Below are 10,619 nucleotides of genomic sequence, written 5' to 3' on the forward strand. Positions count from 1 at the left end.
CCTTTCAGGCACTGAGATGCAGGACGATTTCGCGCCGGTGCGGCCGGTCGCGATGTTCGAACAGATAAAGGCCCTGCCAGGTGCCGAGCATCAGCCGCGCCCTCGCGACGGGGATGCCGATCGAAACCTGAGTGAGCGCCGCCTTGATATGCGCCGGCATGTCGTCCGGCCCCTCGGCCCTATGAACGACCCAGCCCATCGCGGGATCGGAGGCCGACGGCACGAGGCGGCGGAAGAAGGCGAGAAGATCGGTTTGTACGTCGGGATCGGCATTTTCCTGGATCAGCAGCGAACAGGAAGTGTGCCGCACGAAGACGGTGAGAAGCCCCTCCTCCTGCCCGGCCGCTCTGACGAAAGCCTCCGCCTGGTCGGTGAATTCGTAAAGTCCCTGCCCGCGTGTGGCTAGTGTAAGGACCGTCTGCGGCAAGGCGCTCTCCCGTCTCGGAGTGATATCCCCGCGAGTTGGCGCGTCATGGCGGCCAAGTCAATGCCTCGAAAAGCGGGAGCGCCGGCATCAGAGCCTGAGCAGCGTCTCGAAGCCGCCATAGATCATCCGCTTGCCATCGAACGGCATCTGCCATTGGTCGCCTTTGAGCCTGGGATCGGCCATCACCTTGGCATTGATATCGTCGCGCTCCTGCCGCGACCGATAGACAATCCAGGAAAACACCACCACCTCGTCCTCTTTGGCTTGCACGGCGCGAGGAAAGGAGGTCAGCGTGCCATAGGGCACGTCGTCGCCGATGCATTCGACATATTCGAGCGCGCCATATTCCTTCCAGATCGACCCGGCGAAGGCCGAGAATTCCTTATAGGCTTCGATATTCTCCTTCGGCACCGCCACGATGAAACCATCGACATAGGACATTGCACGCCTCCTCCATCTATCTCACGCTGACGGGAGAAATAGGAGACCAGTCGGGTAGTTCCAGACCGACCGACCGTTCACCCGATCGAAAGCGGGCTGGCAACACGGCTGTATCGAAATTTACTGATTTATTCTCCACTTATATAATGAACGCCTAAAATTTGACAGTATTGCTCCGCGATCTAATGTTACCTGACAGCACCCGCCTACGCGGCGTGTGCCCGCGTTCAGGCGTCGACATCAATACAGCTCTTGGAGGATGTATTCATGATCAAACTTGCTTCTATCGGAACAGCCGTCGCCCTTGGTATCGGAGCATTCACCTTCGCGTCTCACGCGAATGCGCTGACGATGAACGAATGCAGCGCCAAATACAAAGCGGCACAAGCGGCCAACAGCCTGAATGGAATGAAGTGGAACGATTTCCGTAAGGCGCAGTGCGGAACCGATGCCGCGGCAGCACCTGCGGCCACAGCACCTGCTGCGGGCGATGCCAAGAACGAAGAGCCGACGATGGCCAATACGGACAATGCATCCGAACCGCCGGCAACCACGACCAAGGCTCCGAAGGGCGTGGTCTTCCCCACCAAGGTCTCGGCGAAATACGCAAGCGAGACCCCGGGTAAGGCGAGAATGCATACCTGTCTCGATCAATACAAAACCGACAAGGCCAATGACAGCCTGGGCGGCCTCACCTGGATCAAGAAGGGCGGCGGCTATTACAGCATCTGCAACAGCAAACTCAAGTCCTGACGTCTTTTCGCTCGGCTATCACAGGCGTCGCCACGCGGCGGCGCCGATCACGATCTACACGGAGGATGCGATGAGTCTCTTTGATAATTTGGGCGGCATGCTGAGCAAGGCGATCAGCAACCATCCGGGCGGCCTCGGCGGACTGATGTCCGATGCCTTTTCCCAATTCGGCGGCCTGGACGGCGTGGTGACGAAACTGAACGACGCCGGCCTCGGGTCGCGTGTCAATTCCTGGCTCGGGCGTGGCGAAAACCAGCCGATCACCCCAGACGAAATCCGTTCCGCACTATCGAACGAATATCTCGTCTCGCTTGCGCAGAAGCTTGGCGTGCCGACGGACCAGGTGGCGAATATCCTCGCGCAACACCTGCCGGCCGCGGTCGATCAGGCAAGCCCGGACGGCACGATCCGGACGCCCTGAGTCTCACTCAACACGCCATAGCGGCCTTCCCTTGGCACGCTTCGGCCCGATCAGGGCCCATTGACCAGCTTGAGGATGAGCTGCTGGATATTTCCGCCGTCGCCGAGTTCGATCTTGTCGAAGTCGCGGCCGCTCTGGCGTTGCCTCATGGAAATCTCGCCGAGGCGGCGCGTCAGCTCGATCCGGATCTTCTTGCAGTCGGGATCATCGGCGACGGTGAGGCCGATGCTCATCGCCTCGATTTCCCTGACCATCGCCTTGATGGTGTCGCCATGCACCCGCTCATGGGCGTACACGCCCGTAATGAAGGCATCCCAGCTGCTTCTAACGGCAGGCGCCAGCGCTGCCGATGGCTTCGGCAGCGTATAGGTGATGATGAGCTTCGGCCGGTTGGTGATGATGACGCAGGCATTGCCCTGCGGTTCGTATTTCCGGGTCCATGTCAGCTTGAACGTCGTATGCGCGATCGCCCGGCTCGCGCCGGCTTCAGGCCCCCGCGCCCCGATCGATTCGTAGAGTTCGGCGCCGGTCGTTCCCGATATCGAATAGGGCCGCACCTCTTCCACAGCCTGCCAATCGGCCAGCGCCACGACCGGCGCCGATGCGAACACGGTCGCGAGCACACAGGATAGAAAAACTTTCGTCACGCGCGGTCCCCGCCGAATAATGTTTCGGGCGAACCTAACGGCGGCCGCCGCTGCTTTCAACGCACCAGCCATGCATCAGCCCTGCAGCGTCTTGACCTTGGTCAGGTCGGGGAAGAGCCGCACCCACAGGAGCACGACGATAACAGTGCCGAGCCCGCCGACGATGCCGGTGGCGACGGGACCGAGGGCTGCCGCCATCATGCCGGATTCGAATTCGCCGAGCTGGTTGGAGGTGCCGATGAACAGCGAGTTGACGGCGCTGACGCGGCCCCGCATCTCGTCCGGCGTCAGAAGCTGCACCAGCGAGCTGCGCACGACGACGCTGACCGTATCGGACGCGCCGACGACGAGCAGTGCGGCGACGGAAAGCGCGATATTGGTGGAGAGTGCAAAGACGATGGTGGCGACGCCGAATACCGCAACGGCGGCAAGCATTTTGCGCCCAACATTGCTTTCGAGCGGCCGGCGGGCCAGCACGATCGACATGGCGAGCGCGCCGACCGCCGGTGCGGCGCGCAAGAAGCCCAGTCCCCAGGGGCCGGCATGCAGGATATCGCTGGCAAACATCGGCAGCAGCGCGGTTGCGCCACCGAGCAGCACTGCGAAGAGATCGAGCGAGATGGTGCCGAGCATCACCGGCCGGCTGCGGATGAAGGAGACGCCGGCAAAGACCGAGGCAAGCGTCACCGGCTCGCGCTTGGCAGGCGCCCATTGCATGCGGATCGAGATGACGTTGACGCTCGCGACGGCAAAGAGCAGCGCCGACACGGCAAAGGGCGCGACCGGGTTCAGCCCGTAAAGCAGGCCGCCGAGTGACGGGCCGATGATCAGCGCCGTCTGCATCAGCGAAGTGGAGGTTGCGACCGCCTTTTGCAGCATCGAGGCCGGCACGATATTCGGCAGCAGCGCCGCCATGGTCGGCCGCTCGAAGGCGACGACGGCGCCGAGCACCGTGACCGCGACAAGAATGCCGGCTGGCGTCAGCCATTGCTGCCAGGTGGCAACCGCCAGCACCAGCGCCGTCACCGACTCGATCACCTGGCAGACGAGGCCGATGCGCCGCCGGTCGAACCGGTCGGCGACATGGCCGACGACGAAGGTCAGCAGCGCCATCGGCAGGAACTGGCAGAGGCCGACGAGGCCGAGCGCAAAGGCGCTATGCGTCTGGTCATAGATCATCCAGCCCATGGCAATGCCGATGGACTGGAATGCAAGCGAGGAAAACACGCGGGAGGCAGCGAAGTTCAGATAGCCTGGGTGGCGAAGAACGCTCCGCGGGCCTTGGGATATGTCCATTGCGATGTCACCGGCAGGCCGCGGCTGCGCCAGCCTTCTTGGGAGTTCTGGGAAGGTCGGAACGGTGTTCTGCCCCGATACGCTGTTTGTCAATCGGAATGCGCTGGCGCGACCCGGTTACGCCATACGGGGCGCCGCATGACGCAAGCTTAATCCCGGGCGCTTTAGCGCGGCTCACTGTGGATGCTGAGATAGGCGGGATCGAATTCGGCGATTTCCTGCAGGCGCTCCCAATCGACGATGGTGATCGTCCGGTTCTCCCAGGTAAACACCCCCTCGCGCCGCAGCGCCTGCAGCGTCTTGTTCAGATGGACGACGGAAATGCCGAGCACGTCGGCCATCTCGATCTGCGTCAACGGAAATTGGAAGCTGGCGCCCCGCGTCCGCTTGACGACCTGCAAGCGCACGAAAAGCTCGCAGACGAGGTGGGCGATCTGAGCCCGTTTCGAGCGCCGGCCCATGGCGACGATCCATTCCCGGTGAATGGCGCCATCGATCAGAGTATCGAGCCAGAGCAGCCGGGTCAGATGCGGCATGCGCTCGGTGATCGCCCGGAGATCGCCATGATCGGCGAAAGCAACATGACAGGCCGAGAGCGCAACGATGCCGTGATCCATTTTCTTGAGGGGAAAGGCGTGCAGGTCGACGAAATCGCCGGCGACATGCAGCGCGGTGATCTGGCGGCTGCCATCGGCCATCACCTTGTAGCGCGCAGCGAAACCATCGAGCAGCAGCGTGCTGTAGGGCGGGCGGCTGCCTTCGGCGACAATATCCTCTCCGGCAGCAAAGTGCCGGTCCTTGACCAGGATCGACCTGATACGGTTTTCCTCCTCGGTCGACAGCACATCCCGGCTTCCAAGGTTGAGCAGCAGGGCTTCAATCACGGGCTTGTCCGCCGAGTTCGAAAGAGGGGATCATAACGATGCGACCTGTATTTTCTATAGGAATCAATGCCTGGCCTCGGGAACAATTGTCTTCATCTGTAATTTCCCCTGTGACGCACAGGAAAGAACATGGCTCGCTACTTTTTCGATCTGCATAACGGCGAAGGTCCCACACGCGACGAGCACGGCACCGAGCTCAGATCGCGCGAGGACATTCCGAAAGAGGTGACCCGCATCCTGCTGGATGTGGCCCGTGACGAATTGCCCGCGGGTGATCGCGCGATCATCGCCGTCACCGTTCGCAATGAAAGCGGCGACCCGGTGACGGTTGCCAGCCTCGTCTTCAACAATGAATGGCTCGACGTCTTGCGATAGCGGCAGCCTTTCAGGGTTGCCGCCGGTCTCTCCCGCATCAATCCCACTCGGTCGCCGCGACGCTTAGGCTCTTTTTTATGCTGTCGTTCTCCCGGAACTGCTGCACACCTCCGGGCGACATGCATTAAGACCCGCCTCCACCGCCGGCAATTAAATTTGACATAGTCGCGCCATTGCTCTGACCAACATCGCAAGCAGCATTCCGGCTGCGGCTATTTGGCGATTTCCTCGAGAATCAACCGGATTTCCGCTAGCGGCCGCCGGCTTTCGTCGAAGAGTTCGACCGACAGCATGTTCAGAGGTTCCGACGGCAGGCCTTCGGCGGCCATTTCGGCGAGCACGCGCCGCGCCTCCGCTTTGGCGGCCTCGATGGAGGCGAATTCATATCCGGTCTCAGTCGTCCCGACACCATCACGATCGAGGAGCTCAAAGTAGAATTTAGGCACGACACATCCCCTGCTAGAACAAGCTAACGATCCCGCGGGCAACATGTTCCGACTGCCGTGATCAGAAGGTGCCGGCTTCCGGTGAAGCCATTTCCTCGATGCCGTCGACCCGGTCGGGATAGAAGGCGAGATGGCCCTTGATATTGCTGACCGCGGCATTCGGCGCCTCGTACGTCCAGACGGCATTCTTCGACCGATCGCCGCCCGCAATGATACTGTAATAGGCGGCATCGCCCTTATAGGGGCAATGGCTGGTATGGTCGGTGCGCTGCAGCAGCGCCATGTCCACATCCTTGCGCGGAATATACTGCACCGGCGGATAGGAGGCTTCGCGAAGCGTCAGCGCATCGTGGCTATCGGCAATCACCTTGCCGTCAAGCGTGACGACGACGCGGGAGGGATTGTGTTCTACGGTGATCGGATGATCCGGCCCCGGGATCTTGATCGATTTGTCTGACATAGGGTTCGCCTCCAGGAAATGTCGATGCCGTGGAGATAGGGTGGGCATGCGGTTCGTCCAAGGCCTGAAACGCCGGCATCTAGAATTCGAAAAGCGGTGATCTCAGGCTCAGCATCGCCGTTCTCGGCGCCGCCGGCCAGTGACGTGCCAGCGCCTCCGCCAACGTTGCGACCAGCCTGCCGATATCCTCTCCGGCTGAAGCATGCAGGGCCTCGGCAACGATCAGCACCGAGCGCGTCGTCTGCCGCACCGCCGAAAGCCCGCTCTGCCGGTTCGTCCACCGCCGCGCATGCGCGTTCTCCTCTCCGTCAGCGAAAATCACCTCGTCCGGCTCCGGATGTTCGCTCTCGCCGCCGAAGGTCAGATAGGTCTCATGACCCCCGGCGCGTCGGACCTGGAGGTCGCCGGCGATCTTCTCGGTGTCGAAGACGGCAACCGGGATGGCGAAAGCCAGCGAAATCGCGTTGCAGAGATCGATAAGCGGATGCAGGCGCGGCAGCGCATGTTCCTGGCGGAAGCGGCGCAACAGCGCTTCGGACGCGCAGCGATATTGCGTCGGCTTCAGCCCCATCCGGGAAAAGCCGCGCCGCCAGGCCTGGATTTCAGGGAAGTCGCCTTCTTGCGCTTCGGCCAGCCGGGCCTTTGCGATCGCGCTGAAGTCTGCGATCGCCGCCTCGACGTTGGCATCCGCGTGGATGCCTTCGGCATGGAGAGCGCCGGCGCGAAGCTCCGGAAAGGCCTGCCATATGGCATTGGAATGGCTGAACTGCATGGTCTATCTCCCCTCGATGCGTTTTGCGACGACACGGCTCCCGGCAACGGCAAGCCCGAGCACGGCCGCAAGCACGCAGGTAATGCCGGCGATATGGTTGAGCCCGACCGGCTCGCCGAGGATGATGACGGCCAGCATGACGGCGGAGACCGGAGCGACGGCAGTGAAGAGCGCGGCTTCCGTGCCGCTCACCCTCTCCGCCCCCGCATACCAGAGCAGGAAGCCGCCGACGGTCGGCACCAGCGCATAATAGACGACGGCAACGACAGCGCTTGTGGACATATCCCCTGCGGGAGGCACCTCGAAAACCGCCGGGATGACGGCGACGAGGAAGCCGATGCCGGCCATGACAGTCGACTGGGCAAGCGGCGGGATCTGCGTCTTCAGTCTTTTGTTCAGCAGGATGAACAGCCCCTCGCAGACGACGGCGCAGAAGATCAGCACATTGCCGGCGAGCGACCCGCCGGCCGCGCCCGGCATGAAGGCGATCGAAAGCACGCCCGCCGTCGCCAGCGCCACGGCAACGAGCAAGGCAGGCTTCGGCCGTTCGCCAAGCAGTAGGATGGAAATGGCAGCCGAGACCACCGGCAGCGTGCCGATGACCACGCCGGCATCGGCCGCCGAGGTCAGGCTGAGGCCGGAAATCAGCAGCGTCGTATAACCGACGCTGCCGGCGCCCGCCTGAATGGCGAGGATCAGGCGATCATGCCAGGAGAGTTTTGGCAGCCGCACGCCGCTTGCGCGCATCAACACCAGGAAGACGGGAAAAGCCAGCGCGAAGCGCAGGGCGGTGGCGGTAAATGGCGGCAAGCCTGATGCGATGAGCTTGCTGGCGATGACGGTGCTTCCCACCGTCAGCATGGCCAGCGCCAGATAGACATACCCTTGAACCTGCCTCGACATTCAACGCCTCCTGTTGGGAGCGTCCAGGAAATAGCAGGGGCTTCCCGCGGTCTTGAACGAAATTGCAGACGCAACGCCGGTGTTCAGAGAAAGGCGCCGGCATAGAGACGCGGCGACAGGCCGTATTTGCGCACGAAAACGCGCGTCATGTGGCTCTGGTCGGCAAAACCGCTGGCAAAGGCTGCCTCGGCCAGCGGCATGCCCTGGGCGATCAGCCGCCGGGCGATATGGATGCGGGCCTGGACGAGATAGGCATGCGGCGTCAAGCCGGTCGCCTTGGCAAAACCGCGCAGCACCTGAAAGCGGCTGAGCCCGCTTTCCCTTGACAGATCGGCAAGCGAGACGGCGGCAAGAGGATCGTCATCGATCAGCTCTCGCGCCGCACGGATAGACGTCGGCACCGGTGGCCGCTCTTTAGCGCCACCGCGCTCGCGCATGACGTCGGCGACGAGTTGCAGCAGCAGTTCCTCGCAGTGCAGGGCGTCCGCCGCTCCCCCGCCGGTCACCGCGCCAAACAGCCTTTCGAAGCGGGCGGCGATCGCGCTATTGCGGATGACGGGATGCGGGATTTCCGATCTCCCTGCCCCGTCTTCACCGACCTCTCGCGACAGACCGGCGACGATGGAGGGATCGAAATAAAGGATGCGCCAGGACCGGCCCACGCCGATCGGCGCGCCGTCATGCACCTCGTTCGGATTGACCGTGATGATGTCGCCGGCCTCGGCCTCCACCATGCCGCGACCGCTGAGCGACGACTGCGCGCCGGCGGACATCAGGCCGATGCCGAATTGCTCATGCGTGTGGCGGGCAAAGCTGTGATGCGTTTCCGCTTCCACCGCTTCGACGCCCGCCAGAGCTGAGCGCAGCATCCTGAACTGGTTCTTCGCCATCGTCTGCCTGCAGGTTCGATTGCAGCCACTCTGCCAGCCGGATGGAGATGGCGCAACGGTTAGAAGAATTCGTCGAGCAGCTGATAATAATCGAGCCTCGCCGGATCCAGAGCCGTCAGCCGGTAACGATCGAGGAAGGGCCGCACCAGCGCCTCGCCGAAATTAAAGGCGATGCTGTGGCAGGCAAGCGCGATATCCTGATAGCGGTCGGCGACGCCGAGCCGGCTGCAATCGATATAACCGGAGAACCCTGCTTCGGAGGCGATGAAATTCGGCAGGCAGGCATCGCCGTGCGAAACCACGAGGTTTTCGTCATCAGGCCTCGTGAGCAGGAGTCCGGCGAACAGGGTCTCGGCACTCCGTCCCAGCCACGCCTCGTCGAAATCCTCTTCATCGACAATCCCCGCCTCCATGCGCGCCTTTGCGATCGGCAGGCGCGTTTCCAGCCGGTGATCGAACGGACAGGAAGCGATCGGCAGGCGATGGAGATCGGTCAAGGCTGCCGCCAGCAGTTCGACCCGCGCAAGCGGCTTCAGCGCCGACGCGCTGGCAAGGTCGGTTCCCGGCAGCGCGCTGGTCAACAGCCAGTTGCGTTCGCCGTCGCTTTCCTCTGCGATCACATCCGGGCATGGCAGGCCGAAGGTCTTCAGCCAACCGAGCCGGCCCGCCTCATCGGCAAGCTCGCCGAATGGTCCCGCCTGCTCGGCCTTGAGATAGAGCGCCGGCAAGCCCTCGCCTTCCAGCCGGAAGACGCTTGCCGCCGAACGGCCGAGCGCGTCCCGCTCCATCCGGTAGCCGGACAGCCGGTCTCCAAGCGGTCCGGCCGGCAATGGCTTTGAAAATTTCAATGAAGCGTTTCGGCAGGCGCAGCCTCGAGCAGGATCTCGAAGGCCTCTTCGAGAGCCACCACCAGAATATCGGTCAGCTCGTCGCCCTTGCTTTCCAGAAACAGCGCGCTCACGGCTTCGTCCTGGTACTCCAGAAAATGCTCGATCTCGTTCGACATATCATTGTCCCTTCTTCACCGTACCATCACGGCCATGGGAAGAGGCTAGATGCGGTTCCTTGCGTGTGGCTTGTTGCAAAGCCGTATTTAAGACTGCATCGATTACTCGCGGATCCTGTAGGTTGCGTATTGGTTGCGAGGGATCAAACCACCGAATTTGAAAAAAAACGACAGTATTTTCGTGGCGTCGGCATCGACCACGCATCTGAACTGCACACTGTACCAATTACCGTCTTTGTAGAAAGCGCCAGTCGTCAGCGCCTGAAGTACCGTTGCGTCGGCACGAGGGCGATAAGATGGAATTTCAGGATCTCGATATTTCGGCGATTCGTGTTCGATCTGTTGGTTAAGCTCGGTCCTGCATAGTTCGTTCAATCGCTCGCCGCGGGACATATTGCCTAACGCCATTAGGGCAATGGGATCATCGCTGTCGCTCTGCGAAAACAGCGTCTTTACCTCAGGCAATTGATCCTTCGGCTCCTCGTCTTTCTGCTGCATCGACTCTTTTGTCTCCGAAGGCTTTTCCAGTTCGAAGCTCGTCCGCGCCTCTTCCGTAGTCGCGGCAGCAGGCGCATTTCGCTCCGGATGGCTATCCACCGCAGCAAGCTCAGGCAAATTCACGTCCTTCGGAAGCGGATTACCGGGAGGCTGCGCGGCCGGCTCAGGCTTCTGCGTGGCATTGTCGGCAGGCTCAGGCAGCATCTGGGGCGCCGCCGACGGCGGAGGGACCGGTGTCGGGTTTGCCTTGCCCTGCGAGGAGTTTCCTGTGTCTGACTTTACCGATCCGGTATTCTTATCTCCAAATTCAAAAACCGAAGGAGTAGCAGATAGCCGGCGTTGTACCTCGGGCTGAGGCTTTGCTGCTGGTGGTGGCGGCGGTGGAGGTGGAGGTGGAGGT

16 protein-coding genes are annotated in these 10,619 nt (G+C 62.0%); 3 read left to right on the forward strand and 13 right to left on the reverse strand.

The genetic code is table 11. The annotated features are described in order from the left end of the window. Window positions 1-4: 4 nt before the first annotated feature. Both HJB83_RS19330 and HJB83_RS19335 read right to left on the reverse strand, forming a co-directional pair. Entirely contained in the window at window positions 5-427 is a 423-nt protein-coding gene (locus HJB83_RS19330) for a secondary thiamine-phosphate synthase enzyme YjbQ (protein ID WP_207581205.1), read from the reverse strand. A gap of 87 nt (window positions 428-514) precedes the next feature. Beyond that, window positions 515-868 (reverse strand): DUF1428 domain-containing protein, encoded by a 354-nt coding sequence (locus HJB83_RS19335; RefSeq protein ID WP_207581206.1) that lies wholly within the window; start codon window positions 866-868, stop codon window positions 515-517. Between the two features lie 267 nt (window positions 869-1,135). Between HJB83_RS19335 and HJB83_RS19340 the strand changes: the two genes are divergently transcribed. Next, a complete protein-coding gene (locus HJB83_RS19340; protein ID WP_207581207.1) occupies window positions 1,136-1,621 on the forward strand; it encodes a hypothetical protein in 486 nt (161 codons plus the stop codon). 70 nt (window positions 1,622-1,691) lie between these two features. Beyond that, entirely contained in the window at window positions 1,692-2,042 is a 351-nt protein-coding gene (locus HJB83_RS19345; protein ID WP_207581208.1) for a YidB family protein, read from the forward strand. Between the two features lie 50 nt (window positions 2,043-2,092). Here the strand turns inward: HJB83_RS19345 and HJB83_RS19350 are convergent, their stop codons facing one another. The 3 genes from HJB83_RS19350 to HJB83_RS19360 all read right to left on the reverse strand — a co-directional run bounded on the left by HJB83_RS19350 (window position 2,093) and on the right by HJB83_RS19360 (window position 4,869). After that, a complete protein-coding gene (locus HJB83_RS19350; RefSeq protein WP_207581209.1) occupies window positions 2,093-2,761 on the reverse strand; it encodes a DUF922 domain-containing Zn-dependent protease in 669 nt (222 codons plus the stop codon). A 3-nt stretch (window positions 2,762-2,764) separates the two neighbouring features. Beyond that, entirely contained in the window at window positions 2,765-3,985 is a 1,221-nt protein-coding gene (locus HJB83_RS19355; RefSeq protein ID WP_207581210.1) for an MFS transporter, read from the reverse strand. Window positions 3,986-4,149: 164 nt separating this feature from the next. After that, the gene (locus HJB83_RS19360) at window positions 4,150-4,869 is read right to left on the reverse strand and encodes a Crp/Fnr family transcriptional regulator (RefSeq protein WP_221132118.1); all 720 of its coding nucleotides are present in this window, start codon (window positions 4,867-4,869) and stop codon (window positions 4,150-4,152) included. A 129-nt stretch (window positions 4,870-4,998) separates the two neighbouring features. Between HJB83_RS19360 and HJB83_RS19365 the strand changes: the two genes are divergently transcribed. Next, on the forward strand, window positions 4,999-5,244 hold the full coding sequence (locus HJB83_RS19365) for a DUF6894 family protein (protein ID WP_007629945.1): 246 nt from the start codon (window positions 4,999-5,001) through the stop codon (window positions 5,242-5,244). A gap of 212 nt (window positions 5,245-5,456) precedes the next feature. On the opposite strand, the gene HJB83_RS19370 is transcribed toward HJB83_RS19365, so the two are convergent. From HJB83_RS19370 to HJB83_RS19405, 8 genes are all read right to left on the reverse strand, one after another. Further along, window positions 5,457-5,690 (reverse strand): DUF6894 family protein, encoded by a 234-nt coding sequence (locus HJB83_RS19370; protein WP_221132119.1) that lies wholly within the window; start codon window positions 5,688-5,690, stop codon window positions 5,457-5,459. A gap of 61 nt (window positions 5,691-5,751) precedes the next feature. Further along, entirely contained in the window at window positions 5,752-6,150 is a 399-nt protein-coding gene (locus HJB83_RS19375; RefSeq protein WP_221115832.1) for a DUF427 domain-containing protein, read from the reverse strand. 79 nt (window positions 6,151-6,229) lie between these two features. After that, window positions 6,230-6,922: a B3/4 domain-containing protein gene (locus HJB83_RS19380; RefSeq protein ID WP_221132120.1), complete on the reverse strand. Its 693-nt coding sequence runs from the start codon at window positions 6,920-6,922 to the stop codon at window positions 6,230-6,232. 3 nt (window positions 6,923-6,925) lie between these two features. After that, window positions 6,926-7,825: a DMT family transporter gene (locus HJB83_RS19385; RefSeq protein ID WP_221132121.1), complete on the reverse strand. Its 900-nt coding sequence runs from the start codon at window positions 7,823-7,825 to the stop codon at window positions 6,926-6,928. Window positions 7,826-7,908: 83 nt separating this feature from the next. After that, a complete protein-coding gene (locus tag HJB83_RS19390) occupies window positions 7,909-8,715 on the reverse strand; it encodes an AraC family transcriptional regulator (protein ID WP_221132122.1) in 807 nt (268 codons plus the stop codon). A gap of 59 nt (window positions 8,716-8,774) precedes the next feature. After that, on the reverse strand, window positions 8,775-9,563 hold the full coding sequence (locus HJB83_RS19395; protein ID WP_221132123.1) for an APH(3') family aminoglycoside O-phosphotransferase: 789 nt from the start codon (window positions 9,561-9,563) through the stop codon (window positions 8,775-8,777). Further along, window positions 9,560-9,721 (reverse strand): hypothetical protein, encoded by a 162-nt coding sequence (locus HJB83_RS19400; protein WP_221132124.1) that lies wholly within the window; start codon window positions 9,719-9,721, stop codon window positions 9,560-9,562. The genes HJB83_RS19395 and HJB83_RS19400 overlap by 4 nt, the downstream gene beginning before the upstream one ends. 102 nt (window positions 9,722-9,823) lie before the next feature. Next, window positions 9,824-10,619: DUF930 domain-containing protein (locus tag HJB83_RS19405; RefSeq protein ID WP_221159578.1), on the reverse strand; the 796-nt coding region annotated here is incomplete at its 5' end.

Origin of the sequence: Rhizobium sp. NZLR11 (assembly GCF_019685115.1) — a bacterium.
Taxonomy (GTDB): domain Bacteria; phylum Pseudomonadota; class Alphaproteobacteria; order Rhizobiales; family Rhizobiaceae; genus Rhizobium.